This window comes from Tianweitania populi, from assembly GCF_014652875.1.
Classification (GTDB): Bacteria; Pseudomonadota; Alphaproteobacteria; order Rhizobiales; family Rhizobiaceae; genus Tianweitania; species Tianweitania populi.
In genome coordinates, this window is the sequence record NZ_BMZQ01000003.1 from 38,728 (window position 1) to 64,316 (window position 25,589).

Consider the following 25,589-nt stretch of genomic DNA (forward strand, 5'->3'; position numbering starts at 1 on the left):
GCTATTTCATGCTGAGTTCGGCAAGCGGAAGGTTGCAGCAGGCGCTGTAGCGAACGCCGGCAACCTCGTTGCGATAGGCCAGAATGAGGTTCGGGCTGACAACCGGCACGATGATCCGATCGTTGATCATCTCAAGCGCGATCTCGCGGTAAAGACGGGCAACGTCATCGCCCGAAGCAGCCAGCGCCTGCTGAAGCAGATCGACTTCCTTCTGATTCACAAGGTCGACCTTGCCCTGGCCGCTTGCATTGCGCTCCCACCAGGAACCCGGAACCATGCCGAAGAACTGCACATACTGAGCCGAGCCGTAATAGTCCGGGGCATAGAAGCGTGCGCTGAAGGGGATGCCGGGGTTGACGATCTGCTGACGCCAAACGGCGGAAGCAACCGGCTGGATGTTCAAGGTGACGTTGATGCGGGCGAGATCCTGCTGAAGCTTTTGCATCAGCAAAGCGAGATCAACGCCGTAGACGTTGATGGAAGCAACAGTGGCATCAACCGTGAAGCCGTCCTGAAGTCCCTTCGCGGCCAGGAGCTCCTTGGCCTTTTCGAGGTTTTCTTCCGGCATCGGCAGATCGTCGGTGCCAGGGAAGCCATTCGGAATAGGTGAAGCCTGCAGCGCACCCTTGCCGCCCACGGTAAAGTCAATCGCGCCCTGATAATCGACGGCATAGGCCAGCGCCTGCCGAACCTCTCGGTCGAGCGGCGTCTGGTTGCCGGCGGCACCCGGCGAGAAGGATACGTAGATGTAGTTATAGGACGGTACAGTCTCGATCGTCAGATCAGGCGAGGCGACCGTTTCGGCCGTATCGGGATCGACCTGCATTGCGATGTCGGCTGCACCGCTTTGCAGCATCTGCGCCTGCGAAACGGCATCGGCCGACTGGTCGATCACGATCTCCTTGACAGCTGGAGCCGCACCCCAGAACTTGTCATTAGCGCGAAAGCGCAATTCATCATCCGGGCGATAGGTGTCGAGAACATAAGGGCCGCTACCGGCGGAGTTGGCCAGGAACCATGTTTCGCCCTTGTCGGCCGTTGCAGCATCAGCACCTGCCGAAGCGCCGTTCGAGGATGCAACCTCACTGTTGATGATGCCCGCATAGGGTGCTGCGAGAATGCCGATGAACTCGGAGTTCGGGCTTTCCATCTTCACCACAACGGTCTTGTCATCAGGCGTTTCGATGGCAGTGACACCCTTCATCATGAAGGAAGGGTCGGCCTGCAGATTTTTCAGCCGCTCGAACGTCCACTTCACGTCCTTGGCTTCCACCGGACTGCCATCAGAGAAGACGGCTTTCGGATCGAGCTTGAAGGTGAACTCGGTCTGGTTGTCGTTGGCTTTCCACTCGGTCGCCAGCGATGGCTCGATGGAGCGGTCATCGGCCGCGAGCTTCACCAGCCCCTGATAGGTTGCGCTTAGATAGATCTGGCACGTGTCGCAAAAGGCGCGATGCGGGTCGAGGGAGTTGATCTCGAGGTTGCGCGCGATCACTAGCGGACGCTCCTGCGCCCAGGCCGGTAAAGTCACGCTTAATGCGCCCAGAGTTGCACAAGCGGCAGCGGCTCGCGCGGCGTTTCTTAAGATGCCTTCCATCACGATCTCCCATGGTCAGACTTGGTGGAACAGGACCTCCGCTTCCCCTTGAAGCTTTTATGCGGAGGGCCTTTCCCGGCTCAGTTGATCTGTAAAAGTTCTCGGGCAACAGCCGTTACGCCGTCAGCGTCCAATCGGTAATGCGCGTATAAAGCCGCTGGCGGACCGATCAGCGAGAACTCGTCCTGAATCCCGTGACGACGGAATGGCAGGCGGTCTTCGTCAACCAGCACTTCAGCCACGGCAGATCCGAGACCCCCGACCACGTTGTGTTCCTCGACCGTCAGGATGGCCTTGGTTTCGCGTGCCGCGGCGCGAACGGCAGACTCATCGAGCGGCTTGATCGTGTGCATGTCAATTACTCGAACGGAAGCACCAGTTTCCGCCAGCCGATCGGCAGCCGTGATGGCCGCGTGAACCTGCGAGCCCGTCGCGATAATGGTCAGATCCTTGCCCTCGCGCAGTGTCGTTGCCTTGCCGAAAGCGAAGTCCGCAGGCACCTGCGCGTAAACCTCCGCATCACGTCCACGGCCAAGACGGATATACATCGCGCCTGGATGATCCACCGAAGCCCGCAGGATCGCACGCAACTGGTTGGCGTCGGCGGCACAAACCACGGTCAGATCGGCGATCGTGCGCATCATGCCGAGATCCTCGGTCGCGTGGTGGCTCGTGCCATAGAAGCCCATCGAGATACCTGAATGATGCGCAATGATGCGCACCGGCATGCGTGGGTAGGCGCAGTCCGTCTTGATTGCTTCGGCTGCGAGAATACCAGCAAAGGACGCAAAGGTCGCGACATAAGGAACAAGACCGCATGAGGCCATGCCGGCCGCAGCCGTAATCATGTTCCGCTCGGCAATGCCGAAATCGATGAAACGATCGGGATGGCGATTTGCGAAGTCGCGGGTGCGACTGGAGTTGGCGAGATCGGCGGTCGCAACCACGATGCGCGGGTCGGTCTCGGCAAGATCCGCCAGTTCCTCACCCAGAATAAAGGCCGGCATTGCTTTGGCTGGCGTTCCGCGCACGGATTTTGCATCCTTGAGGCGCAGTTCACCTTCATCGCCGCGAAACAGCGTGCTCTGGTCTTGTCCTGCAGCGCTCATCAGGCATCTTCCTTTTCGAACGGCTGCAGCCCGGCTTCGATTTCCGCCCAGGCATCGTCGTAGTCGTCGCCAACCAGATTGCCGACATGCCAGTCGAGCGAAAGCTCCATATATTTGACGCCCCGCCCCTTCACCGTATCCGCAATGATCATCTGCGGTCGGCCGGTGCCGGCAGGCTTCAGCGCTGACAGGGTCGCCATGATGGCTGACAGGTCGTGGCCGTCGATCCGCTTCACATCCCAGCCGAACGAGGTGAATCGATCCGCCAACGGCTCGACGGACATCACTTTTTCCGTCGGACCGTCGATGGAAAGCTGATTGCGATCGACGATCCCGACTAGGCCCTGCAACTTGAAGTGCCCGGCCGCCATCGCTGCCTCCCAGATCTGTCCCTCGTTAAGTTCACCGTCCCCCAGCATACAGTAGCTACGGTAGGTACGTCCCGTGAGACGGCCAGCCAACGCCATGCCTAAGGCAATGGAAAGACCGTGCCCGAGCGATCCCGACGAGAAATCAATGCCGGGGATCTTTTTCATGTCGGGGTGATCGCCAAACGCGCTGCCCAATCGGGTAAAGTCGTCAAGCTTGGAGAGCGGGTAGAAGCCAAGATCCGCAAGCACCGGATAAAGACCGATCGCGGCATGCCCCTTGCTCAGCACGAAGCGATCACGATCCTCCCATTTGGGGTTCTTAGGGTCTAGTCGCAGATGGCCATAATAGAGCGCGGCAAACAGTTCGGCTGCCGAAAAGGTGCTGGAATAATGCCCGGCGCCTGCGATGCGCGTCAGACGCATGGTTTCCAGACGGATAAATTTCGCGCGCTCAATCAGATAGGCTTCGGACAGGTTGCGCCGGTCAGCTGGTTCACCTTCGCTCATCAATGTTCTGTCCTCCCCATGATCATCGTTCTCGCTTGAAGCGGCATCCGTACTCAGGCGATGGCCTTGAACACCTCGTTGGTGACCTGCAGCGTCTCGTCGATCACCGCGTCTGTGTGCGCGACCGACAGGAACATCGTGTGGGTCGGATGGAAGTAAACGCCACGAGCCAAGGCTTCGAGGCAGAAGCGATTACCCAGCTCGCGATCTCCATCGCCTTCAAACAGGAAGACTGGCATCTGAACCGGCCCGCTTTGCCTAAGCGGCAGACCATATCTGTCAGCCTGTGCTTGCAGCCCATCGCGCAGCCGTTGCCCGGCGGATTTCATCCGGCCAATACCGTCGCAGTCCCGCAGCTTGGTAATCGTGGCGATCGAGGCGGCCATTGCTACGCCAGCTGTCCAGAACGATCCCGTCGTGTAGATCTTGGTGGCGGCTTCGCGGAAGCGATCATTGCCGGTCATCATTCCGAGCGCGCGGCCATTGGCGATCGCCTTGCTCCAGGCCGAGAGATCCGGCTTGACGTCAACCAAGTCCCAGCTCCCGCCGAGATCAAGCCGCAGCCCTGCGCGGACGTCATCCACGATCAGCGCCGCATCGGCTTCGTCGGCGAGCCGCCGAGCAGCCTGCGCGAACTCGCGGGTCGGAAGGATGTGCTCCTTGCCGAGATCATGCTTGAAAGCGGTTGCGATTATCGCGGCGAGATCGCCCTTGACCAATGCAACGGCTTCTTCAAGGCTCGCAACATCATTGTAGTCGTATTGGACGAGGTGAGCGCGGTCTTCTTCCGTGACACCTGCCACGGAAGGCGTGCACCACGGAATGGCGCCATGGTAGGCGCCGCGCGCAACGAGAACCTTGCGTCGTCCTGTTCCAGCACGCGCTGTGGTTACACAGGCGGTCGTCGCGTCTGTACCATTCTTCGAGAACATCGCCCAATCGGCATGACTTACCGTGTCCACGACAAGTTCAGCTAACTCAACCAGCCTCGGCGTTGGACCGTTAAAACCATCGCCCTCAGCCCGCTGGCGGGCTGCGGCAGCTTCAACATCCGGATCGGAATAGCCCAGGATCATGGGGCCCCAGGCGCACATATAGTCGATGTAGGAGCGTCCGTTCGCGTCCCAGGTGCGGCAACCCTCGCCGCGCGTAAAATACTGCGGATAGCCGGCCGGAAGGCGTGCGCTGTTTTGATGACCCCACATCCCGCCAGGGATGACCTTGGCTGCACGCTCTCTTAGAGCGGCATCGGTGTCGAAGGCTTGGAGATCCATCTTTTCCACCCCAATGAACTCAGTTGCAATTTTGATATATCATGTATCTCTGACCATCAAGTTCTTTATGGTGGCCAAGCATGTGAGAAACTGCTGCAAGGCAAAACAAGCATTCGCCGCTTGCGGCTGCGCAGGCAGGTGAAGAATGGACAGGCATTAGGGACATGCAGGCTTTCACGGATATTCAGCCGAAGAGCTTGTCCGGGCAGATCTACGGCCAGCTTCGCCACCAGTTAATGGCAGCCCGTTTGCAGCCAGGCGCGCGCTTGAAGATCCGCGAGCTGGCCCGAAATCTGGGAACCAGCGAAACACCAGTGCGCGAAGCCTTGCTGCAACTCGTCCGCGACGGCGCGCTGGAAATGAAGCCCGGCTACTATATTCGCGTACGTCGGCTCACCCTTCGAGAATATGTCGAGCTTCGCGAGATCCGCCTCATGCTCGAGCCGCATGCAGCGGTAAAGGCGTTACCCAACATTGACGAAGCCTTCATCGACCATTTGGAAACGGTTCACGAGACGCTCATTCGCGCGGAGCTGGAGAAAGACTATCCAGCAGCCCTGCTCGCAAATTACGAGTTCCATTTTTCAGTCTATAGACGCTCGGAGATGCCGCAGCTCATCGAAATCCTTGAGCGTCTCTGGATCCAAATCGGACCGCTGCTGAACTTCCTCTACCCCTTCGGCCATCCAAGCTATGACGGGCCGCATCAGCATCTGCATGTCTTGGCCGCGCTACGCGCGCAGGATGCGGAAGCGCTGGCCTCAGCCTTCCGTGCCGATTTGACAGAAGGCGGTCGATCTTTCCTAAGCTATCTTCAGGAAATAGACGCTCGCGAAGGGCTGCGGGGTGCATGATGGCAATACCCTATTGCTGCTTGGCGAGGCTTTAACTCCCTTAGCTCGTGAACAGTGCTCGAAGCTTGAACTATCGTTCTTCATGACGGAGCGAGTCGGAGAATGATACATGGCTGATTTTCAGCCTTGCCGTTTGGATGCTGATCTACGGCTTCCCCAATACTGCCGGCGATTGGCGTACAGACAGAGGTCATCATTTTGTTTGGGCGCTTGGAGTGGATGGTCGTGCTCCTAACGCCCTGTCGGAAAACGAGTGGTTTTTTAGGTTACGGCTTCGGCGTGAGTTGCCTTACCGCAGCTCTAGGCCCTATCTTAGTCATTTGAGCCGCCGCGCACTTTACCAAAGGCGAACGTTCACCCTTAGCAGTGCCAGAACTACTCGGTTCGCGCCTAAACCGCCACGGTTCGAGCAATACTGCGTTCTGTAGCTCGCCCAACGTCAAGGCTGGCAGATCACATCCCTGACTGACACCTCAAGCCGCTCGGGGCACAATTTCCTGATAATGCCCGGAGCGCCGGGCCTCCATCAGGTCATAGGCGTTCTGCAGGCGGAGCCAGAAACCCTCGGACGTGCCGAAGTAGCGAGACAGGCGCAGGTCGGTATCGGCAGTGACCGCACGGCGCCCGCGGATCAGCTCCCCGATACGTGTCGCCGGCTCACCGATAGCGGTGGCCAGCGCGTTCTTCGTCAACCCCATAGGCTGCAGATAGTCCTCAAGCAGGATCTCGCCCGGGTGAACGTTGGGCAGCCAGTCTTGGGGGATCTGTTCGCTCATGCCTGCCTCCTCAAAGTCAGTGGTAGTCGATGATCTCGACATCGCAGGCGTTGCCGGCGTCCGATCGAAAGCAGATGCGCGGCTGGTCGTTAATACGAATGCTGTGCTGGCCGGCACGGTTGCCCGGCAGCGCCTCCAGACGGTTGCCAAGAGGAATGCGCAGGTCGTCCAGTGCAGCGGCCAGATCTAGCTGCCGCAGCTTCTTCAGCGCCGGGCGTTGGATGTCGCCGGGTAGCTTGCGAGCAAGCCGACCGCTCACGCAACGGGTAGCGGAAGGATCGGGCGTCTCGCAGCCTGCCATTACCAAACATCTCATGGTGCTGGATCGGGCGCGATTGGTGGTGATCCGGCGCGAGGGGCGCAATACTCATTGTTTTGCGCGGCCTGAAGGCATTGGGCCTATTGAACCGCCCCGGGTTTACCGGAGGCTCCAACTTCCAAATAGGATGGAGCCATGACGAGCAAAACGACGAACTAGTTTTCCCCTGAGGTGCGCGAACGCGCGGTTCGGTCGGTGTTGGATCATGAGGCTGACCATTCCTCCCGCTGGACCACCTGCCAGTCGATAGCGGCGAAGTTCGGCTGCTCGGCGCACACGCTACTGGATTGGGTGAAGAAGGCGGAAGTCGATGCCGGCAAAAGGGCTGGTTTGCCGGCGGACACTGCCGAGAAGATGAAGGCTCTGGAGCGGGAGAACCGGGAGCTTCGTCAGGCCAACGAGATTCTGCGCTAGGCGAGCGCTTATTTTGCCCAGGCGGAGCTCGACTGCCCATTCAAACGATGATCGCGTTCATTGACGATCACCGCGAGGCGCATGGGGTCGAGCCGATCTGCAAGGTGCTGCCGATCGCCCCGTCGACCTACCACGATCATGTCGCCAAGCGCGCCGATCCTGAGAAGCTGTCGGCGCGGGCGAAGCGGGACCTGAAGCTCAAGCCAGAGATTAAACGTGTCTTCGCCGAGAACTTCGAGGTCTACGGCGCAAGGAAGGTCTGGCGTCAGATGCTGCGCGAGGGCTTCGCCGTCGCACGCTGCACGGTCGAACGCCTGATGGCCGAACTCGGCCTTCACGGGGTCATTCGAGGCAAGCCGATCCGCACTACGGTGCAGGACAAGGCCGCGCCATGTCCACGCGACCATGTGAACCGGGTGTTCCATGCCCCGGCGCCGAACAGGCTCTGGCTATCGGACTTTACCTACGTCAGCACCTGGTCGGGCTTCGTTTACGTGGCCTTCGTCATCGACGCCTACGCCCGTCGCATTGTCGGCTCACGAGTGAGCAGGACCGCCCATGCGAGCTTTGTCCTGGGCTAATCATTAGCTAAACAAAAGCCCGCTTTCTGTTGGTTGCTGCACCACCGCCGCGCAACATAATTCAGCAAAGCTCCAGTAATGTACGAAAAACATGTGATTGGCGGTGGAAATGATAAACCACTGCCCAACGCGTTTTTTACTTAGCCGTCAGCCGGCTCAAGATAGAAGCTTCGAGCTTCGCTTCGTTAGTCTATTCTGCTGCGCGAGCTGCGTTCCCGCAGAACGAGATCACGAAAGGCGATGCTGACCTGGTTTGGCAGGCGCTCGGGAGTGATCATCGAGATGTCTCGCCACAGCGACGGCTCCTTCAAATGCAGTATCTCCAATCCATCCAGGCAGAGCATCTCCAATGCAGAGCGTGGCAAGATGGTGAATCCTGCGCCGGATCGGGCGAAGGCAACGGCAGTGGCCATTGAGGCGACCTCAAGAGCCATGCGCGGCCTTGTGCCAGCTACTTCAAACCCTGCGTCAGAAAGCTTTCGGAGGCTGGATGTGTCCTTGATGGCAATGAAGTCAAGGTCGGCTAGGTCTCTCCATCGGATCGGTCCAGCACCAACCAGGTTGTGCCCCATGGGTACGGCTGCCACGATTTCATCGCGCCACAACGTTTCTTGGCGAAGATGACGTGCTCTGGCAAAGGCGGTGCCAAGAGCGATCGACAAAGCGCCTTCGCTGACCATCGAGAACAGTGTCCCTGCATGACCTTCGACAAGCTCGACTTCGACAAAAGGATGATCCGAGCGGAAGCTCGTTAAAAGCCGCGGCAGCATTTGCGCAGAGAGGGATGGAAGTGCACCAAGCCGCAGGATGCCCCGTGCGCCGGTGCGGTACTCGTGAAATTCCTGGTCGAGGGTCTCCGCTTCGCCCAGCACGCGTTCCGCCAGTGCGTGAAACACCATCCCGGCCGGCGTGATATCGATTCTTCTTGTCGTACGCTCGAAAAGGGCCTCACCAGCGTCGATCTCCAACTCACGCAGCATCGCTGACAGACCCGATTGGGTCAGTCCAAGTTCCTGCGCGGCATGCGTGATGTTGCGATGGGCCGCGATGCATCGGAACGCCCGCAGTTGTCGAAGAGTGTAATTCATCATGCCAAGTTCTGAATATAGCAGAATTTGATGTTAGCTGGTTGTGAAATGCGCTGTCTATAACATTCGCGAGACTGGTGGATGGGGCTGTGGCAGCGTGCGACAAGACCGAGTTTTTATTGGTTGTGGGGCTGGATTTGCCGGAGATCGCACCGATGCAGGCCGTGCGGTAGCGCAAGAGCTGTCCAAGTGCGACGGCCCTCGCTTTATGATCTACGAAACCCTTGCGGAGCGGACGCTTGCTCAGGCTCAGCTGCGCCTGATGAATGGCGGTCCTGGTTACTTGCCCCGCACGGAAGCCTTCTTGAAGCCTGTTCTGGAGATCTGCCTCTCGCATGGCATCCGCATCATCGGCAATTTCGGCGCGGCCGATCCCGCCGCTGCCTGCAGCCGCATCGCTCAACTCTGTAACGAACTCGGTTTGAGAAAGCCGAAGCTAGCTTATGTTGCGGGTGACAACGTCATGGACGGACCGGCGCGCAACGCACTGGATAAAGCGCGCATGGATCAGCGAGAGCTGGTTGCTGCCAACGCCTATATCGGCGCGGCTTCCATTTGCGAGGCGCTCGATGATGGTGCCGAAATCGTTGTCACCGGTCGGGTCTCGGATCCATCCCTCGCCCTTGGCCCGCTGATGCACGTTTTCAAATGGGGCTGGGAGGATTGGGATCGTCTTGCCGCCGGCACGCTTTGCGGTCATGTGCTCGAATGTGCCGCCCAGGTAACAGGCGGCTATTTTGCAGATCCCGGCATCAAGGACGTTCCGGATCTTGCCAATATCGGCTTCCCCGTAGCCGAAATTTCCCGCGATGGCGTCATCACCATCAGCAAGCCCTCCGGAACGGGAGGATGTGTGACCGTCTCTACGGTTCGCGAGCAGGTTCTCTACGAGATCGATGATCCGGCAAGCTACATCACGCCTGATGTCGTGCTCGACCTGACCAATGTCCGCATCGCCGAAGCCGGCCCGGACCGCGTGACGCTTTCCGGCGCTAAGGGGCGCGAAAAGCCCCGATCACTACGCGCCATGGCCTGCTACAAAGGCGGGTGGTTCGGCGAGGCTGAGATTTCCTATACCGGTCCGAACGCCGTGAAGCGGGGCCGACTGGCGGCCGACATTCTTGATAGCAGACTGCGCAAGTTGGACATCCCGCAGAACCGCGTCGACCTGATCGGGGTCGATGCCATCTCGGGGTCATGCAATGCAGATCCTGTTTCGCTGGCACAGGTGCCCGAAATCCGTGTCCGACTGGCGGTGGAAACGTCCACGCGTGAGCGTGCGCAGATCGCGCTTGATGAGGTCGAGAGCCTTTATCTCTGCGGTCCGGCCGGTGGTGGTGGCGTGCGAAACCATCTTGTCGAGCGCCTCAGTTCCGAACCGGTTCTGATCCCGCGCGAGCTTGTGACGAGCCATGCGGTCAAGTTCGACGAGGCATCTCATGGCTGAGCTCAGTGTCCCTTTGCACAAAATTGCCCATGCCCGCGCCGGCGATAAGGACAACCGCCTGAACATCAGCCTGTTTCCGTACGATCCCGCCCATTGGCATATGCTGGCGAAGCAGGTCACGCCGGAGCGCATTCGGGAGCATTTTTCCAGGCGCAAACCGACCAGCATCACGCGGCATGATCTACCGGTATTAGGCGGCTTCAACATCGTTCTCGAGAATGCCCTCGGCGGTGGCGTGAATTCGAGCCTGTATCTCGATGCACACGGAAAGTGCCTCTCCTTCCATCTTCTTTCGATGCCGATCCTTCTTTCGGAGAACTGCAATGTCTAACGCCGCACTGCTCAACTTGACGGCTGTGGAGGCGGTGGAACGGCTGAAGTCGCGCGACATCTCTTCGCTGGAGCTTGTTGAAGCATCCATCAGGCGCATCGAGGCCGTGGAACCGAAGGTCAACGCTCTTCCCATAACCTGTTTCGAGCGTGCGCGGACACAGGCGCGGCACTTCGACGATGCCAAAGGGTCCGCATCGATTCTGACAGGCTTGCCGATTTCGGTGAAGGACCTGGATGAGGTGGCCGGCGTTCGGCACACCAATGGCGGGTCGGTGATCTTCGAAGAATACGTCGCGACGAAATCCTCTCCGATGGTGGAAACGCTGGAGACCAACGGCGCAATCACGATGGGCAAGTCGAATTCCCCGGAATTCGGCTTCAATGCCAACACGATCAACGACCTGTTCGGTCCGACCCGCAACCCCTACGACACGTCGCGAACCGCAGCGGGCTCGTCCGGCGGTGCAGCCGTTTCTGTGGCCACCGGCGAGGTTTGGCTTGCTACGGGGTCGGATCTCGGCTCGTCCATCCGCCTTCCAGCCGCCTACAATTCCGTTGTGGGCCTTCGTCCCTCGCCGGGTCGTGTGCCGCGCGCACGCAAGGGGATGCCGTTCAACACGCTTGCGGTTCTGGGTCCGATAGCTCGAACCGTCGGTGACACGGCGCTTATGCTGGACGCCATGGTGGCGGAACACTGGGCCGATCCGCTGACCATCCCCGTCACAGAAGGCCAGTTCTTGCATGCAGCAAGCAACCGCAAGGCTCCTCGCCGCATCGGCTTCTCGCCGGACCTTGGCGTTACGCCGGTTGATCCAGAGATCGCAGCCATTGTCGAAGCCGCTGCAAAGCGCTTCACTGAGGCCGGGATCCCAGTCGAGCACGATGCGCCGGACCTATCAAACGGCGTCGAAGTCTTCCACGCAATCCGCGGGGTGAACCATCTGGCCAATATGGGTCCGCTCTGCGAGGCGCATGGCGACCGGATGATCCCCGAGATCCACTATTCAGTCAAACGCGCTGCTGAACTGCCGATCACCCGTTATGCCTGGGGCGAGCGCGAACGCGCTCAGATGTTCCTGCGCACCATGGCGTTCTTCGACGACTACGATCTGCTTGTTTGCCCGACCGGCATCATGGAGCCCTTTCCTTGCGATTGGCGCCGGGTGGACAAGCTCCATGACCATGAGTTCGATGCCTACATCGACTGGATTGCAATAACCTACACGATCTCGCTTCTTGGCTGTCCGTCGATCTCGGTTCCCTGCGGCTTCACCAAATCAGGCATGCCTGTCGGCCTCCAGCTGGTGGGGCGACCGCGCGGAGAAGCAGATCTACTCGCAGCCGCGCAGATCTTCGAAGACATCGTCGGCGCCTTGGGCCGGACACCGGTCGATCCGAGAGCACCGCGCGGACCCTATGCAGGTAGCGCACAATGCCGGACGCCCGCGAACGGGTGATCCCCGGCCACATGCCGGGATCGGCCAAGCCCGCTTCCGGCGTGTGTCAGCTTGGATGACCAGGAATAACAAGAAAGAAGAGGAGAACGTTAAATGAAATATGCTTCACTAAAAACGCTGGCATTGGCTGCGACGATCCTCGCTACGCCTTTGGCCGCTTCTGCTCAGGAAACGGTGCTCAAGATGGTGCCAAACGCGACGTTGCGTTTGCTCGATCCGCTGAACACCACTGCTTATGTCACTCGCAATCACGGCTACATGGTTTTCGACACGCTGTTCAGCGTCGACGAGAACAGCAAGCCTCAGCCCCAGATGGTCGACACGTGGTCGATCAGCGACGATCGGCTTGTCTACAACTTCACGCTACGCGACGGTTTGAAGTTCCATGATGATGCGGCTGTCACGACAGATGATGTCGTCGCCTCGCTCCAGCGCTGGATGAAGAAGGATGCTACGGGTCAGCAGATCGCACTCATCCTGGCCAGCGTCGAAGCTGTTGATGCAAAGACCTTCACGATCAAGCTGAAAGAACCGTTCGGTCCTCTCATCGACACGCTGGCAAAGCCGTCTTCGTTTCCCGCCTTCATCATGCCCAAACGCATCGTCGAGACCGCTGGCGAGCAGGGCATCCAGGAAATCGTCGGCTCCGGACCTTACCGCTTTCTCGCTGAGGAATTTCGTCCTGGCGTTTCGGCGGCTTATGCACGGTTCGATGGCTACGTCCCGCGTTCGGAACCTGCAAATTCGCTGTCCGGCGGAAAGGTTGCGAAGGTGGATCGTGTCGAGTGGCTGACGTTCCCCGACCTGCAAACAACCGTCAACGCCCTGACGAGTGGCGAGATCGATCTTATCGAGACGATGAGCGCCGATCTCCTGCCGAACATCCAAGATGCTCCCGGCGTCAAATACGGCATGCGTGCAGGCACTTTTACACCCGTTCTGCGTATCAATTGGCTCCAGAAACCCTTTGATAACGTTAAGATGCGTCAGGCGGTTGCGGCCATGATCTCGCAAGAGGAGTTCATGGCCGCAACGATCGGCGACCCGGAGACCTACAAGCTCTGTCCCTCGCTCTATGGCTGCGAGTCTCCGCTGACGACCGACGTCAATCCTTTGGGCATGCAGGCGCCCGATTTGGAAAAGGCGAAAGCCTTGATGGCCGAAGCCGGCTACAATGGCGAGGAGGTTGTAATCCTCGATGCGTCCGACGTGCCCTCCTTCGCGGGCTTGGCTACGATCACGGCTCAATATCTGCGCCAATCCGGAATGAACGTAAAAGTCCAGACGATGGACTTCTCGACCTATCTGGCACAGCGGACCAGCAAGGCTCCTGTGGCTGAAGGCGGCTGGAGTATCGCGTTCGGTGGCTGGTATGGGTCCGACCTGTCGTCTCCCCTTTCGAACCTCAATCTCGATACGAAGGGTAATGACGGTTACGTGGGGTGGTCTTCCGACGAGGAAATTTCCAAGCTCAAGGTGGACTTCGCCCGCGCCGCGACATTGGAAGAGCAGAAGGTCGTAGCGGCCAAGATCCAGGAGCGCGCCAACGAGTTGATCTTCTTCGTGCCGCTGGGGACCTACTATCAGTACACGGCCTATCGCGACAACGTAACCCCGCCAATCTCCTCCGCGATCCCGGTGGTCTGGGGTATCGAGAAGAAATAACTCACTGAGAGGGGGCGATCCATGGCGCGACTCATCTTCACGCGACTGCTGGCGGCAATCCCCGTCATGCTCGTGGTCGCGACCTTTGTCTTCCTCCTCCTACGCCTGAGCCCTGGCGATCCAGCTATCGTGATCGCCGGGGAGCATGCCTCACAGCAGCAGATCGAAAGCGTTCGAATGGCGCTCGGCCTCGACCAGTCGCTGGTAGTCCAATACGTGCTGTGGATGTCGCAAATGGCCAGCGGGGATTTCGGCAACTCCGTGCTTTCCCGACAGCCGGTCCTGAGCCTTATTGCGGACCGCCTGGAGCCGACCCTAGTCCTTGCCACCGTGACAATCATCCTCACTGTACTGCTTGCGGTTCCGATGGGAGCGATCGCCGCCTGGAACCGGGACGGTTGGCGTGATCGTGTTGTCATGACCTTCGCAGTGATCGGCTTTTCTGTGCCGAGCTTTGTTATCGGCTACACGCTCGTCCTTTTGCTTGCGATCAACGCCAAACTTCTTCCGGTCCAGGGATATGTCAGCCCCTTCGCAGATCCGTGGGGAAGCCTGCGCCATGTGATCCTGCCGGCGATCACCTTGTCCATCGTCTTCATGGCGCTGATCTCCCGCGTAACACGTGCCAGCATACTGGAAATTCTGGGCGAAGATTTCATTCGCACCGCGCGGGCAAAAGGGGGGCACGAGAAGCGCATCCTCTGGAAGCATGCCCTGCCCAACGCAGCTGTATCGATCGTGACGGTCATCGGTCTCGGCATCGCCACCCTGATTTCAGGCGTCGTCGTGACGGAAAGCGTTTTCAACATTCCGGGATTGGGTCGTCTAACCATCGATGCGATCCAGGGACGCGACTACCCGGTCGTGCAGGGGCTGATCCTCGTCTTCTCCTTCGTCTACGTCCTCATCAACCTGACGATCGACATCATCTATCTGATTGTCGATCCGCGCATCCGGTATTGATGGGGTAGGCGATGTCCAATACTTCCACGCTCCATCGTTCAACCCCGCCAAGCGGCATCCTAGGACTCGTAGCCCGTGAGCCATTCGTGATGATGGCTCTGGTCATGCTCGGCCTCGTCATTGGATCGGCAATCTTGGCCAGCTGGATTTCCAGCGCCGATCCTTTGAGCATCAGTCCTCGTTTTCGCTATCGGCTGCCGTCGAGCGAATTTCTATTCGGCTCGGATCAGTTCGGCCGCGATATCTTCTCCCGTGTTCTGCATGGCGGCCAGATATCCTTGATGGTCGGCTTTCTGTCAGCTGTGCTCGCCGCCTTTTTCGGCACGCTGGCGGGATTGCTGGCTGGATCGTTCCGGCTGATCGACCAGATCCTCATGCGGGTCATGGATGGCCTGATGGCTATTCCAAACGTGCTGCTTGCGGTCGCAATCGTCTCGTTGGTAGGGCCCAGCCTCGTGTCGATCGTGGTTGCGATCTGCATTCCGGAGATACCGCGTGTGGCTCGATTGATACGGGCAATGGTGCTGACCCTGCGCGAAGAGCCTTATGTCTTCGCGGCCGTCAGCATGTCCATACCGCGCTGGAAGATCCTCCTCAGGCACGTCCTGCCTGGCTGCGTGGCGCCGCTTGTCGTCCAGTTCTCCTACATGTTCGCCTCCGCCATTCTGTCAGAGGCCGTTCTCGGGTTTCTTGGCGTCGGCTTCCCATCGGAGATACCAAGCTGGGGCAACGTGATTGCGGAAGGACGCACCGCATTCCAACGCGCACCCTGGTGTATCCTTTTTCCCGGTATCTTCCTGTCCATCACTGTCCTCACCGTGAATATCCTCGGCGATCGTCTGCGCGATCTGCTCGATCCGCGGATATCAGCAAGCCGCGCCCGTTAGACTGGATCAGCCCGATGGACGAACCCATTCTTGAAATCTGCAATCTGTCGATCGGATTGAATGCTCCTGCCGGAAAGGAGGTGGTCGATGACGTCAGCCTTACGGTATGGCGGCGCAAGATCACCTGCCTCATAGGAGAATCCGGCTCCGGAAAGTCGGTGACCTCGTCGGCGGTCATGAAGCTTCTCCCCGGAGGGTTGCGCCTGGTGGGGGGACAGATCCTGCTCGACGGTCACGAGATGACCGGCGCCAACGCAGAACAACTCGCGGATCTGCGAGGGCGTGTTGTTTCAATGGTCTTTCAGGAGCCTTTGACGGCTCTCAATCCCGTTATGCGGGTCGGCGACCAGATCGGCGAACTCCTCAAGATCCATCGTCCTAAAATGGGCAGCCAGGAAAGAAAACGTCGCATTCTTGAACTCCTTGGCGACGTACACCTTCCCGATCCTCCCGCAACGCTGATGGCATTCCCGCATCAATTGTCCGGCGGACAGCGACAGCGCGTGGTCATCGCGATGGCTCTTGCGCTGGAGCCCGCCCTCATCATCGCAGACGAGCCGACAACGGCGCTCGATGTCACGACGCAGGCTCAAATCCTGAAGCTGTTTCGCGAATTGATGACGCGCCATGAAAGCGGAATTCTCCTGATAACGCACGATTTCGGCGTCGTCACGGAAGTCGCCGACACCGTCTATGTCATGCAGAATGGACAGGTCGTCGAGCATGGTTCTGCCGCGGACATCCTCAAGGCGCCGCAGCACCCTTACACGCGCAGCCTGATTGCAGCGGTTCCGAAATATCGGTTTCGTTCTCCCCTGCCGCCGTCCGATACGCCGCTTGTTAGCGCCCATGACCTGGAACTGACTTACACGACACGCGGCTTCACTGGTCGCACGCGCCAGGTAAAGGCACTCGACAAAGTCAGTTTCAACATCGATCCGGGCGAAGTTCTGGGCGTCGTCGGCGAGTCCGGATCAGGCAAATCGACGCTTGCACGAACGCTGATGCTGTTCGAAACGCCCGATAACGGCCAGTTGCAGGTGTTCGGCGAAGACGCGACCAAGCTTCGTGGACAAGCCTTGCGCCGCTATCGGGCCGACGTGCAAATGGTCTTCCAGGACCCATTCAAGTCCTTGAACCCCCGCCGAAAAGTCGGTCTGTCTCTGACGGAGGGCCCTATCGAAAACGGGGTCAGCAAGGCCGAGGCTGTTGGGCGAGCTCATGAGCTTCTCGATCGTGTCTCCTTGCCGCGCGATGCGATGAACCGCTTTCCGCATGAATTTTCGGGTGGGCAAAGACAACGAATCTGCATCGCCAGAGCATTGGCCATGCGGCCGCGTCTCGTAATCGCCGACGAGGCTGTTTCAGCACTCGACGTTTCCGTTCAAGCGCAGGTGCTGGCCCTCTTTGAAGGCCTCAAGAATGACTTTGGGTTCGCGATGCTCTTTATCACCCATGATCTGAGGGTCGCCTCGAACATCTGCGATCGTGTTCTGGTCATGCATCGTGGCCGGGTGGTGGAAGTCGGACCGACCCAGACCATCTTCACGGCGCCCCAGGCCGCTTACACACGCGAGTTGATCAATGCCATCCCGGGAGAATGGGACCTGACGCCGGCCGCTTGACGGCTGTGGGATGCAAAGGACGGATGGTGGCGTTCGTTGCCGCATATTTCCAAAGTCCCCAGGCCGGCTAGCCGTAGCCGCTGATGTCAATTTTGGGCGCAGGGCAGAAGCAGTTCGATGAAACAGACCATGGACGACCAGGCGCGCACTTTCATCGAAAGATCCACCCTGCTCTTCATTGCATCGCGCAACATCGACGGCGCAATGGATGTTTCGCCGCGCGGAGGCCAGCCCTCGGTTCTGCGCTTGCGCGAAGACGGCGCATTGCTCTTGCCCGACTATGTCGGCAACAAGCGGCTCGACACGATCGGCAACGTGTTGAGCAACCCTGAAGTAGCTCTGCTCCTCCTCAACCGTGCCTCAAACGCCTATCTCCGCATCTTCGCTCGCGCCACCATTTCTCAGCAGGACGACGACATCGCTGCCTTCCCGGCCGATGAGAGCAGTCCGCTGACGGTTATCATCCTGCACCCAACCCGGATGGAACTCGTAGCGAGCGAGGCTTTCGAGGCGAGCGGCTTCTGGGTCGACCAGTCCGGGCTGAAGGCAACGCATGACGTGCTTGCCATCTATGCACGCGACATCCAGTGGCAGACAGACCGCCGCCGCGACCCGGTACTCTACGATACGGCTTCCGAAAGCCGCCTTCAGCAGTCCGGATTGCGTGAGTTCTACGGTACGCCAAGCCCTGCCGTGCAGAAGAAGGTCTATGACACGGCCGGACCCGGCTTCATGAATTTCATCGACGAGGCACGTTTCATCGTCTTCGCGCATGAGAGCACGACTGGAGAAATTTCAATTGACCTGGCTGGCGGTCCGCCATTGCGCCGGGATCCCACAACCAACGCCCAGTCGCTGTTGCTTGACCTCAAACACGAGGGGTCAGGCATCGACGATGCCATGCCGCACGCCGCTCCATTCGCCATCATTGCAGTCGAGCCAGGCCGCTGCGACAACATTCGCCTGAATGGCGTTTACCGCGAAGTTTCAGCCTCGGCTGAAGGCCGGCGACAACTCAGCCTTCAGTCGAACGAAATCTTCTTTCACTGCTCGGCGGCGCTGACCAGGTCACGCATCTGGATGGACACACGCCCCGTCGCCTGGAGCGGCAAGCGCGCCTTTACCTGCGTGGAGCGCCGGCAGGAAAGCCCGGAGGTCGTTTCCTTCACCTTCAGCCCACGCGATCGTGCTCCGATCGGCGCGGCCGCACCCGGGCAGTTTGTCACCCTTTCCTTGCCTGACGACGCCAAGTCGGCGCGCCAGCGCTGTTATTCGATTTCTTCGGTGCCAAGCGATCAAGCGTTGCGCATCTCCGTTCGCCGCGTCGGCGATGCAGGCGTCTCGGCTTTGCTGCACGACACCGTGAGGCCCGGAGACATGGTCTTCCTGGGCCCTCCAGGCGGACACTTCGTTCTGGACAGCGAACCGATGAAGCCGGTCGTTTTGATCAGCGCCGGTGTTGGTGTCACGCCCCTACTGCCCATGGCCGAGTATCTTGCGAAGGAAGAGCCCGGGAGAAACGTCTGGTTCGTCCATGCCGCCAAAAATTCCCGGCACCATTTCTTTGCACCGGAGGTTCTGCGCCTCGCCGAGCAAAATCCCGGCATTCGCATTCTGACTGCCTATTCGCGCCCCGAAGCCGGTGATAGCGGCCACCACGAAGGCCGGCTTGATGCCGCAGCGGTTGCGCGGCACGTACCGGTCGCGGAAGCCGACTTCTACATCTGCGGCCCCGAAGCATTCATGTCCTCGTTAAGCGAGGGCCTGATCGAACTGGGCGCATCGCCGTCATCCATTCGCATGGAGGCTTTCGAGCAGAGCAGTGGCGGCGGCTTCGCGCTGTCTGAGACACAGATGAAACTGCCACCCCGGGAGGTTGTGTTTGCACGCTCCAATAGGCAGGCGACGTGGACACCGGAATGCGGCTCGCTGCTCGACTTAGCGCTTGCAAACGACATTGAGGTCCAATTTTCTTGCCGCTCAGGCGAATGCCAGTCCTGCAGCCAGAAGATGGTCAGCGGTGGTGTGATCTACCCATCTGGAGAAGTCCCGCTGATTGCGCGTGGCCAAGTCCTCCTGTGTCAGTCGATCCCCAAAGGCGACATCGAGCTAGATTGCTAGAGAGCGGTTCACTGATGATAGTGGCGTTTGGTTTATCACTGTCACCATAGCAGCTGTAAGCTTATGTAAGCTGCCGAGATAGACTGTTGTTAAGCCTGCACTTAGCGCGTGTTTCCCACAGGGGATGTTCTAAAATTCGTCGGAAAACATATGTTTTTCGCCGCATTAGCGTTCGGCTCCTTTCGACCCCGTTGCAGCCATACCTTGTATTCCTAGCGGGTCCAGAAGCGGACATTCGTAGACAGTAGCGTTACCGTTAACTTGAACAAAGCGGGCAGGATGGCTCATCCAGCGCAACCTCACCACCACTGAGTCATACTAGCCGACCTGTCCAGTGACATGAGGAGTGCTTCAGTGCCAGCCTAGACTGTAAGCCTGAGCTAATGATCCATTGGCCCCGTCATGCCTTTGACATGTACAGCGGCTTTCATCAGTCTTGATCCGTACCGACAACAACTACGCGCTGGATCTAGCGGTTGAAGTCTCGCCGATCGCGAAGCAGGCAGGAACTTCTACAACATGCGTCTTCAGCTTGATCTATTCGGTTTCGGCGCGTGGCGGTTCTACAGGCGGGAGCGAAAACACGAGCAGCGTTGAAGTCGCGGTAGCGCATAAACGTCCCGCACCATCGACCAATGCCGCTTCAGCAAACACAACTCGGCGTCCTCTTGACACCACACGCCCTTCGGCTCTGACGCGACCACTCTTGTCCGACAGCCCGCGAAGGTAGCTGACTTTAAGCTCAAGCGTTGTGTAGCCTTCGTCAGCTGCAAGCTGGCTGTGAGCCGCGATGCCGCACGCGCTGTCGAGCAGCGTGGCCGCATAGCCGCCATGGACCGAGCCGATGGGGTTGTAGACGCGCCTGTCAGGCTGGCCTTCGAAGACGGCCCGGCCGGCGTCTACCTCGACCAGCGAAAAGCCGAGCGTTTCGCCGATTGAGGCAGGCACGCCTGCGCCCAACATGGCCCAAAGCTGAGCAAGCCCATCAAGGCGCTTTGTCTCTCTTGCGCTCATGAACGCTGATCCAGCGTTTCCGTAGAGCGGACCTTGGCCGCACCCCGAAGCTTGGCCCGCAGATGATGGACGCTGGCATGAACGGGATCGAGCTGGATGCGGACGTCCGCGCTTTGTGCGATCTTGGTCAAGTTTTTCCGCGCTTCAGACGCTGCTAACGGGAACGCAGTGTCGTGTTCCATCATCGTATGGCGCGACTGTGCGAGACCTTGTTCGTACGCTTCGAATGTCTTCTTGCCTGTCGCGGCTGCAGCCATGCCATCTCTCCCCTTGCAATCATTGGATGATGGCTGTAATATATGACTTTCGTTTAGCAAGTGAATCCTCCAGGCGAGCGCGGCCACTCCTAATTCCTACAGCGAATGCGACGCGTCTGCCTGCCATCTACCCTGCCGTGGGCGATCAAAGAGGCGAGGTTATGAGGTATGATACCGCACACAAGGCGGAGACTCGCGAACGCATCCTGAGGGAAGCGGCGGCTGCCATCCGTGCCGATGGCGCGGAGCGCGTGGGGATCGCCGCAGTGATGAGCCGTGCCGGACTTACGCATGGTGGATTCTATGCGCACTTCAAGTCGAAGAACGATCTTCTCGCTCATGCCGTCGACCAGATGTTCGCCGATGCCCAGCCTCATTTGCTGCCCAAGGGTGACGAGGCTGGAGACGGAGAAATCCTAGCGACTTTTGTAGACCGTTACCTGTCGATGGCACACCGGGACGCCCGCGAACGCGGGTGTCCGATCCCGATCTTAGCAGGCGAGCTGCACCGGATGCCGGCAGCCGCTAGATCCCGTTTCGCGGCCGCGTCATTACGGATGCGCGCTCGGTTGTCGCGGCTTGTGGAGGGCAACGGCATCACCGATTCCCAGGCACGTGCCGACGTGGCACTGGCCGAAATGGTTGGTGCTATCAGTCTCGCGCGCATCGCCGATCGCCAGGACGCCGAAAAGCTGCTTGCAAAGACGCGCATCTCCGTGCGGACCACGTTGGGCCTTCATAGCGAGAGCTAAGATCATCAAGAGTGAAGGGCAACACGCGCCGTGCTTTCCGTCTGCCGTTTAGTATGATCGTTGTCATATCATAGGAACCCGACATGCTTGTTGATGGTCTTTCCACCGCACCCCATGGCCTGAGCCTTCTACAGGCGATCCGAACAGGACGGTCTGCTCGGCCGCCCGTTGCGGAAACGTTCGATTTCGCGATCGTCGAGCTGGAACCGGGAAGGATCGTTATCGAAACGACGCCACCTGCAACCATGCTCAATCCCGATGGCGCGATCACTGGCGGATATCCCGCAACTATGCTCGACAGCGCCTGCGGCCTCGCGCTGCAATCGTCACTTGCAGCAGGCCAGAGCTATAAGACACTTGAGCTGAAGGTTGCCTTCCACCGTGGTCTCTCCGTCGAGAGCGGGCCACTCCGCACCACAGGCGAAACCGTATCCCACGGTCGCCGCGTAGCTTTCACGCGCGGCGAATTGCACGACCGCAACGGTCGGCTGTGTGCGTCGGCAACGTCGACGCTCCTCGTCCTGTAACGTCATCGAAGGCGATGCCATGACCGATCTTCTCGCCCAGACCTTGGCAGCGCATGGCGGCCTTGACCGCTGGCGCAAGCTGATAAGCTTCACTGCCCATCTCAAGGGCGGAGGTGCGCTGTTCTCCCGCAAAGGTTTTCCTGACGCGTTCAAAGATGTCCAGGTGCAAGGCCGCTGCCACGAGCAGGAAGCTCGCCATTTTCCGTTCCTGGGGCCAGAGCAGCGTACCGTCGTTCGACTAGGCTATGCCGCGATCAAGAGTGAGGACGGTAAGGTGCTGCAAGAGCGCCGAAACCCTGCCGATGCTATGCGCACTGACCGACATGCTCAGGGGCATGGCTACGGCAAGGAAGCGTTGCGCCTTGTGGCGCAATGGATCGAGCGAACCGACCTTCCGTTACGCATGTCATGGCAAGCGTCAATGTGAAAAATGTTTGGCCATGCGCTTCAATCTCGGCCGCGGCTTCGCGCCGACGGGAGCCATTGTGGAGGGCCGCTTCGGACCCCGAAACATTCTCATTGCCTCTGTAGAACATCTTGCCACCGATCAGCGTAATGGGACATCGACGAGGAGCTTGTAAAGGCAGTCCCCAGGCACAGTCAGTGAAACAGCTCGCCTGCATGCTACCAAGCCCTCTTGTCTGAACGTCACCTCCTCAGGCCGCCGCTATGGTTGGTCGATGGCATGAATGAAACCGGCAAGCTGACCATCTTGGACTGTGGCACCCAGATCCGCTGCGGGTTCAAACATCCCGTTGCTCATCATGTAGACAAAGGCGCCACGACCACGCACTTGCATGAAGCGGGTTTGCTGTGCCGGCATTGTTCTGGCGCCTGAAACGATCTGATACTCTCGAAGAACCCGCCAAAGGCCTTCTTCAGCGATCTCCATTCCCTCTTTTGACAGAGTCGCGTGTCCTCCAAGTTCGGCCGTGAGAGCCGGCAGGCCAAGGCTCTGTGCCGTCGCAGACAGGTCGCCCCACCGCCACCCGAGCCGTCGCTGATCGACGTGATCGGCGCGCCGAACCGTCGGGCGAGTTCACCTCTTTTTCTGTTTCATCACCGCCCTCTCTTATGAGAGCGCAGGGCAGATAGTAGCTCGATCGACCTCCTGCATGAAGATCCACGACGACATCCGCCAGCCTTAAGAGCACCGAGGAGACGTAGTGAGCAATCATCGCTGTCGAGCCACCTTTCGGATCGCCGGGAAACGACCGGTTCATGTTCCCGTCATCGAGCGGTGACACCCGCCGTCCAGCGGCTACCGCCGGCAGGTTCAGGGATGGCAAGATGATGATGCGCCCACTGACATCCTTCGGATCGATCTCCCTGCCGAGCCGAGCCAATGCCACCTAACCTTCGTACTCGTCGCCGTGGCTGCCTCCGACGAACAGCGCAGTCGGGCCTTCGCCGTTCTTGATACATACGATCGGGATGGGAATGACGCCGTACCCTGACAGGTCCGTCGAGTGGGGAACTCGGAGCCAGTCGCCCTGCTTGCCGTCTGCTTCGAAATCAATGGCCGTCCAGACCTGTGTATAGCCAGTCACGAATGGCATCCTCAATGCTTCAAGATCGTTTCGAGGAAGGTGCGTGAGCGTGGATGCCCTTCCCCTTTGAAAAAACTGTCAGACGACCCGCGATACAGAATCTGACCGGCGTCCATGAACACGACCTGATCGGCGACCTCCCGCGCAAAGCCCATCTCGTGTGTCACGCAGATCATCGTCATGCCGTCATTCGCAAGGCCGCGCATGACGTCGAGCACTTCCTTGATCATCTCGGGATCGAGAGCGGATGTTGGTTCGTCAAACAGCATCACCCGCGGGTTGAGGCAGAGTGCCCGCGCGATGGCGACGCGCTGCTGCTGGCCGCCGGAAAGCTGACCCGTATAGGATCTGGCCTTCTCCGGTATTTGAACTTTTTCGAGGTACGCCATCGCTATGGCGTCGGCCTCGCTTCGGTTTTTGCCCGCGACACGACGCAACGCCAATGTGCAGTTGGCAGGGACCATGAGATGAGGAAAGAGATTGAAACTCTGGAAGACCATCCCGGTCTGGCGGCGTGCTGCGGCACTTGCCTTGGGGTCTTGGCCAACGATTACCCCCGCCAGACGCAGCTGCCCGGATTGGTAGGTTTCAAGCCCTTTTTACGCAGCGTATCAGGGTCGATTTTCCCGAACCAGACGGGCCGCAGACGACAATTCGTGCACCAGTGGGTAGCTCAAAGTCGATGTCCTTGAGTACATGAAGCGCTCCAAACCACTTGTTCAGGCCGATGATCTCCACGACCGGTTGCTTGGCTGCCGTCATTGTTGAGTTCCGGATTGCGATGTTCATCGCGTACCGCTCCAAAGAAGCTGATTTTCCAGGCGCTTGACGCCGGCTGAGACGAGCAGTGCGAGCACGAGGAAAATCAGCCCAGCTGCAGCCAGCGGTTCCGCGTAGCGATAGATCTCAGAGGCGATGTCGAAGGCGCGTCCAAGCATCTCGGGGACGGCTAGAACGGCAAGGTAAGGCGTCGCCTTCAGGATCGACACGAAGTAGTTGCCAAGTGGTGGGGCGATGTTGCGCAGCATCTGAGGCGCAATGACGTGAACGATCGTGTCGCGGCGGCTGAGCGATAAGGCCTTTGCAGCCTCCGACTGGCCACGCGGAATGGCATCTATGCCAGCTTTGAAGACCTCCGCCAGGTAGCCGCTGTAGTAGAGGCTCAGGGCGATTATGCCTGTGCCTATCGCGTTGATGCGGATGCCGTAGAAAGGCAGCACATAGTAGAGGAAGTAAAGCCAAGCGAGCACTGGCGTCGAGCGAATGAAGTCGATGATGAAGCGTGTGGTCGCGCCCCCAAGCCCGCCTGCGCGCCGGATCAGTTCGAAGGCGAAGCCGATGATCGCTGCACCTATGCAGCTTGCCAACGCTACAGCCAGGGTTGTGCCGAGCGCGCTGAGGATGATGGGCACACTCGAAACTGCGAAATCTGGATCAAATCCCACCGAAACGCCCTCCCGATTTGCCGATGCGCGCCTCAAGCCAGCGTCCCATCAAGGCAATGGGATAACAGACGACAAAGAAGGCCATGAGCAGCGCGCTATAAATGGCGATAGGATTATATTCGATCTGGGCGATTTCCTTGGCCCTGAACGTCATGTCCGTCAGTGTGACCAAGGAGACCAGTGCTGTTCCCTTCACAAGCTGAATGAGGGTGTTCACGAAAGTCGGGCTCATCGCAACCAAGGCCTGAGGAAGCTCAATCAGCAACAGTGTGGTGGCGCGCGACAGTCCGAGCGCCTTCCCTGCCTCCCTTTGACCGGCTGGCAGGGCTTGCAGCCCCGCCCGCACTGCCTGGCTGGCATAGCCGCCGGCGTTCAGACCAAGAACCATGGCGCTTACCGTCCAGGCCGACAGCGTGACGCCTACCACCGGAAGCGTGTAGTAGAAGAAGAAGAGGAGAATGATGACGGCAGAACTGCGCCAGAATTCGATGATGCAGGTAATCGCAAGGCGTGCGATCCCTCGGGTAAGATATTGGGCGACCCCTAAAAGAAGCGCGAACGGGACTGCGAAGACGAGGCCGTAACCGGTCACGGCCGCAGTGGTCCCGAGCCCCCGAAGGATGCCCAGCCAGATATCCAGAATGGTCATGGCGATC

General features: G+C 59.2%; 26 protein-coding genes, 2 pseudogenes and 1 other annotated feature. Of the genes and pseudogenes, 13 read left to right on the forward strand and 15 right to left on the reverse strand.

Annotated features, from left to right (window positions below; translation table 11 throughout):
* Position 1: 1 nt before the first annotated feature.
* The 4 genes from IE166_RS16630 to IE166_RS16645 form a co-directional block, all read right to left on the reverse strand.
* Positions 2-1,597 (reverse strand): ABC transporter substrate-binding protein, encoded by a 1,596-nt coding sequence (locus IE166_RS16630; RefSeq protein WP_189506154.1) that lies wholly within the window; start codon positions 1,595-1,597, stop codon positions 2-4.
* Positions 1,598-1,677: 80 nt separating this feature from the next.
* A complete protein-coding gene (locus IE166_RS16635; RefSeq protein ID WP_189506157.1) occupies positions 1,678-2,706 on the reverse strand; it encodes a transketolase family protein in 1,029 nt (342 codons plus the stop codon).
* A complete protein-coding gene (locus tag IE166_RS16640; protein ID WP_189506170.1) occupies positions 2,706-3,584 on the reverse strand; it encodes a transketolase in 879 nt (292 codons plus the stop codon). The genes IE166_RS16635 and IE166_RS16640 overlap by 1 nt, the downstream gene beginning before the upstream one ends.
* Positions 3,585-3,637: 53 nt before the next feature.
* Positions 3,638-4,858: an aminotransferase class III-fold pyridoxal phosphate-dependent enzyme gene (locus IE166_RS16645; RefSeq protein ID WP_189506173.1), complete on the reverse strand. Its 1,221-nt coding sequence runs from the start codon at positions 4,856-4,858 to the stop codon at positions 3,638-3,640.
* Positions 4,859-5,022: 164 nt separating this feature from the next.
* Between IE166_RS16645 and IE166_RS16650 the strand changes: the two genes are divergently transcribed.
* Positions 5,023-5,712 (forward strand): GntR family transcriptional regulator, encoded by a 690-nt coding sequence (locus IE166_RS16650; protein WP_189506175.1) that lies wholly within the window; start codon positions 5,023-5,025, stop codon positions 5,710-5,712.
* Between the two features lie 473 nt (positions 5,713-6,185).
* Here the strand turns inward: IE166_RS16650 and IE166_RS16655 are convergent, their stop codons facing one another.
* Both IE166_RS16655 and IE166_RS16660 read right to left on the reverse strand, forming a co-directional pair.
* Entirely contained in the window at positions 6,186-6,530 is a 345-nt protein-coding gene (locus IE166_RS16655; protein ID WP_210312984.1) for a HigA family addiction module antitoxin, read from the reverse strand.
* Complete coding sequence (locus tag IE166_RS16660) at positions 6,505-6,789, reverse strand: type II toxin-antitoxin system RelE/ParE family toxin (RefSeq protein ID WP_210312985.1); 285 nt, start codon at positions 6,787-6,789, stop codon at positions 6,505-6,507. The genes IE166_RS16655 and IE166_RS16660 overlap by 26 nt, the downstream gene beginning before the upstream one ends.
* Before the next feature lie 189 nt (positions 6,790-6,978).
* Between IE166_RS16660 and IE166_RS16665 the strand changes: the two are divergent.
* Positions 6,979-7,796: pseudogene (locus IE166_RS16665) on the forward strand (IS3 family transposase); the annotation flags it as partial.
* Positions 7,227-7,343, forward strand: a sequence feature (AL1L pseudoknot). It overlaps the preceding pseudogene by 117 nt.
* A 191-nt stretch (positions 7,797-7,987) precedes the next feature.
* Here the strand turns inward: IE166_RS16665 and IE166_RS16670 are convergent.
* Complete coding sequence (locus tag IE166_RS16670) at positions 7,988-8,893, reverse strand: LysR family transcriptional regulator (RefSeq protein ID WP_189506181.1); 906 nt, start codon at positions 8,891-8,893, stop codon at positions 7,988-7,990.
* A 94-nt stretch (positions 8,894-8,987) separates the two neighbouring features.
* On the opposite strand from IE166_RS16670, the gene IE166_RS16675 reads away from it, so the two are divergent.
* From IE166_RS16675 to IE166_RS16710, 8 genes are all read left to right on the forward strand, one after another.
* A complete protein-coding gene (locus IE166_RS16675) occupies positions 8,988-10,337 on the forward strand; it encodes an acyclic terpene utilization AtuA family protein (protein WP_189506185.1) in 1,350 nt (449 codons plus the stop codon).
* The gene (locus IE166_RS16680; RefSeq protein WP_189506188.1) at positions 10,330-10,668 is read left to right on the forward strand and encodes an AtuA-related protein; all 339 of its coding nucleotides are present in this window, start codon (positions 10,330-10,332) and stop codon (positions 10,666-10,668) included. The genes IE166_RS16675 and IE166_RS16680 overlap by 8 nt, the downstream gene beginning before the upstream one ends.
* A complete protein-coding gene (locus tag IE166_RS16685; protein WP_189506191.1) occupies positions 10,661-12,127 on the forward strand; it encodes an amidase in 1,467 nt (488 codons plus the stop codon). The genes IE166_RS16680 and IE166_RS16685 overlap by 8 nt, the downstream gene beginning before the upstream one ends.
* 93 nt (positions 12,128-12,220) lie before the next feature.
* Positions 12,221-13,792 (forward strand): ABC transporter substrate-binding protein, encoded by a 1,572-nt coding sequence (locus tag IE166_RS16690; RefSeq protein ID WP_189506193.1) that lies wholly within the window; start codon positions 12,221-12,223, stop codon positions 13,790-13,792.
* A 21-nt stretch (positions 13,793-13,813) separates the two neighbouring features.
* Positions 13,814-14,755: an ABC transporter permease gene (locus IE166_RS16695; protein WP_189506195.1), complete on the forward strand. Its 942-nt coding sequence runs from the start codon at positions 13,814-13,816 to the stop codon at positions 14,753-14,755.
* An 11-nt stretch (positions 14,756-14,766) separates the two neighbouring features.
* Positions 14,767-15,642: an ABC transporter permease gene (locus IE166_RS16700; RefSeq protein WP_189506197.1), complete on the forward strand. Its 876-nt coding sequence runs from the start codon at positions 14,767-14,769 to the stop codon at positions 15,640-15,642.
* A 14-nt stretch (positions 15,643-15,656) separates the two neighbouring features.
* Entirely contained in the window at positions 15,657-17,267 is a 1,611-nt protein-coding gene (locus IE166_RS16705; protein ID WP_189506199.1) for a dipeptide ABC transporter ATP-binding protein, read from the forward strand.
* A 117-nt stretch (positions 17,268-17,384) separates the two neighbouring features.
* Entirely contained in the window at positions 17,385-19,388 is a 2,004-nt protein-coding gene (locus tag IE166_RS16710; RefSeq protein ID WP_189506200.1) for a pyridoxamine 5'-phosphate oxidase family protein, read from the forward strand.
* Positions 19,389-19,925: 537 nt separating this feature from the next.
* Here IE166_RS16710 and IE166_RS16715 read toward each other — a convergent pair.
* Both IE166_RS16715 and IE166_RS16720 read right to left on the reverse strand, forming a co-directional pair.
* Positions 19,926-20,402 carry a PaaI family thioesterase gene (locus IE166_RS16715; RefSeq protein WP_189506202.1) on the reverse strand — a complete coding sequence of 159 codons (477 nt, stop codon included), beginning with the start codon at positions 20,400-20,402 and terminating at the stop codon, positions 19,926-19,928.
* A complete protein-coding gene (locus tag IE166_RS16720; protein WP_189506204.1) occupies positions 20,399-20,659 on the reverse strand; it encodes a hypothetical protein in 261 nt (86 codons plus the stop codon). The genes IE166_RS16715 and IE166_RS16720 overlap by 4 nt, the downstream gene beginning before the upstream one ends.
* 161 nt (positions 20,660-20,820) lie before the next feature.
* Between IE166_RS16720 and IE166_RS16725 the strand changes: the two genes are divergently transcribed.
* The 3 genes from IE166_RS16725 (at position 20,821) to IE166_RS16735 (ending at position 22,365) form a co-directional block, all read left to right on the forward strand.
* A complete protein-coding gene (locus IE166_RS16725) occupies positions 20,821-21,411 on the forward strand; it encodes a TetR/AcrR family transcriptional regulator (RefSeq protein WP_189506206.1) in 591 nt (196 codons plus the stop codon).
* 83 nt (positions 21,412-21,494) lie between these two features.
* Positions 21,495-21,938: a PaaI family thioesterase gene (locus IE166_RS16730; protein WP_189506208.1), complete on the forward strand. Its 444-nt coding sequence runs from the start codon at positions 21,495-21,497 to the stop codon at positions 21,936-21,938.
* A 19-nt stretch (positions 21,939-21,957) separates the two neighbouring features.
* Entirely contained in the window at positions 21,958-22,365 is a 408-nt protein-coding gene (locus IE166_RS16735) for a hypothetical protein (RefSeq protein WP_189506210.1), read from the forward strand.
* 240 nt (positions 22,366-22,605) lie between these two features.
* Here IE166_RS16735 and IE166_RS20830 read toward each other — a convergent pair whose 3' ends face one another.
* The 6 genes and pseudogenes from IE166_RS20830 to IE166_RS16755 all read right to left on the reverse strand — a co-directional run bounded on the left by IE166_RS20830 (position 22,606) and on the right by IE166_RS16755 (position 25,582).
* Positions 22,606-22,830 carry a hypothetical protein gene (locus IE166_RS20830; protein ID WP_453901325.1) on the reverse strand — a complete coding sequence of 75 codons (225 nt, stop codon included), beginning with the start codon at positions 22,828-22,830 and terminating at the stop codon, positions 22,606-22,608.
* Positions 22,817-23,290, reverse strand: coding sequence for a M14 family metallopeptidase (locus tag IE166_RS20720; RefSeq protein ID WP_280514886.1), 474 nt, complete (start codon positions 23,288-23,290; stop codon positions 22,817-22,819). The genes IE166_RS20830 and IE166_RS20720 overlap by 14 nt, the downstream gene beginning before the upstream one ends.
* Positions 23,291-23,488 (reverse strand): M14 family metallopeptidase, encoded by a 198-nt coding sequence (locus tag IE166_RS20725; protein WP_244641543.1) that lies wholly within the window; start codon positions 23,486-23,488, stop codon positions 23,291-23,293.
* An 11-nt stretch (positions 23,489-23,499) separates the two neighbouring features.
* Positions 23,500-24,250: pseudogene (locus IE166_RS16745) on the reverse strand (amino acid ABC transporter ATP-binding protein).
* 23 nt (positions 24,251-24,273) lie between these two features.
* The gene (gene ehuD, locus IE166_RS16750; RefSeq protein ID WP_189506212.1) at positions 24,274-24,933 is read right to left on the reverse strand and encodes an ectoine/hydroxyectoine ABC transporter permease subunit EhuD; all 660 of its coding nucleotides are present in this window, start codon (positions 24,931-24,933) and stop codon (positions 24,274-24,276) included.
* Positions 24,923-25,582, reverse strand: coding sequence for an amino acid ABC transporter permease (locus IE166_RS16755; protein ID WP_189506214.1), 660 nt, complete (start codon positions 25,580-25,582; stop codon positions 24,923-24,925). Before IE166_RS16755 ends, ehuD begins: the two co-directional genes overlap by 11 nt.
* Between the last annotated feature and the right edge of the window lie 7 nt (positions 25,583-25,589).

Bases quoted from the DNA above. Each gene is read 5' to 3' on its own strand.
- IE166_RS16630 (WP_189506154.1), bottom strand. From the start codon at position 1,597: ATGGAAGGCATCTTAAGAAACGCCGCGCGAGCCGCTGCCGCTTGTGCA.
- IE166_RS16635 (WP_189506157.1), bottom strand. From the start codon at position 2,706: ATGAGCGCTGCAGGACAAGACCAGAGCACGCTGTTTCGCGGCGATGAA.
- IE166_RS16640 (WP_189506170.1), bottom strand. From the start codon at position 3,584: ATGAGCGAAGGTGAACCAGCTGACCGGCGCAACCTGTCCGAAGCCTAT.
- IE166_RS16645 (WP_189506173.1), bottom strand. From the start codon at position 4,858: ATGGATCTCCAAGCCTTCGACACCGATGCCGCTCTAAGAGAGCGTGCA.
- IE166_RS16650 (WP_189506175.1), top strand. From the start codon at position 5,023: ATGCAGGCTTTCACGGATATTCAGCCGAAGAGCTTGTCCGGGCAGATC.
- IE166_RS16655 (WP_210312984.1), bottom strand. From the start codon at position 6,530: ATGTCGAGATCATCGACTACCACTGACTTTGAGGAGGCAGGCATGAGC.
- IE166_RS16660 (WP_210312985.1), bottom strand. From the start codon at position 6,789: ATGGCAGGCTGCGAGACGCCCGATCCTTCCGCTACCCGTTGCGTGAGC.
- IE166_RS16670 (WP_189506181.1), bottom strand. From the start codon at position 8,893: ATGATGAATTACACTCTTCGACAACTGCGGGCGTTCCGATGCATCGCG.
- IE166_RS16680 (WP_189506188.1), top strand. From the start codon at position 10,330: ATGGCTGAGCTCAGTGTCCCTTTGCACAAAATTGCCCATGCCCGCGCC.
- IE166_RS16685 (WP_189506191.1), top strand. From the start codon at position 10,661: ATGTCTAACGCCGCACTGCTCAACTTGACGGCTGTGGAGGCGGTGGAA.
- IE166_RS16690 (WP_189506193.1), top strand. From the start codon at position 12,221: ATGAAATATGCTTCACTAAAAACGCTGGCATTGGCTGCGACGATCCTC.
- IE166_RS16695 (WP_189506195.1), top strand. From the start codon at position 13,814: ATGGCGCGACTCATCTTCACGCGACTGCTGGCGGCAATCCCCGTCATG.
- IE166_RS16700 (WP_189506197.1), top strand. From the start codon at position 14,767: ATGTCCAATACTTCCACGCTCCATCGTTCAACCCCGCCAAGCGGCATC.
- IE166_RS16705 (WP_189506199.1), top strand. From the start codon at position 15,657: ATGGACGAACCCATTCTTGAAATCTGCAATCTGTCGATCGGATTGAAT.
- IE166_RS16710 (WP_189506200.1), top strand. From the start codon at position 17,385: ATGAAACAGACCATGGACGACCAGGCGCGCACTTTCATCGAAAGATCC.
- IE166_RS16715 (WP_189506202.1), bottom strand. From the start codon at position 20,402: ATGAGCGCAAGAGAGACAAAGCGCCTTGATGGGCTTGCTCAGCTTTGG.
- IE166_RS16720 (WP_189506204.1), bottom strand. From the start codon at position 20,659: ATGGCTGCAGCCGCGACAGGCAAGAAGACATTCGAAGCGTACGAACAA.
- IE166_RS16725 (WP_189506206.1), top strand. From the start codon at position 20,821: ATGAGGTATGATACCGCACACAAGGCGGAGACTCGCGAACGCATCCTG.
- IE166_RS16730 (WP_189506208.1), top strand. From the start codon at position 21,495: ATGCTTGTTGATGGTCTTTCCACCGCACCCCATGGCCTGAGCCTTCTA.
- IE166_RS16735 (WP_189506210.1), top strand. From the start codon at position 21,958: ATGACCGATCTTCTCGCCCAGACCTTGGCAGCGCATGGCGGCCTTGAC.
- IE166_RS20830 (WP_453901325.1), bottom strand. From the start codon at position 22,830: ATGGAGATCGCTGAAGAAGGCCTTTGGCGGGTTCTTCGAGAGTATCAG.
- IE166_RS16755 (WP_189506214.1), bottom strand. From the start codon at position 25,582: ATGACCATTCTGGATATCTGGCTGGGCATCCTTCGGGGGCTCGGGACC.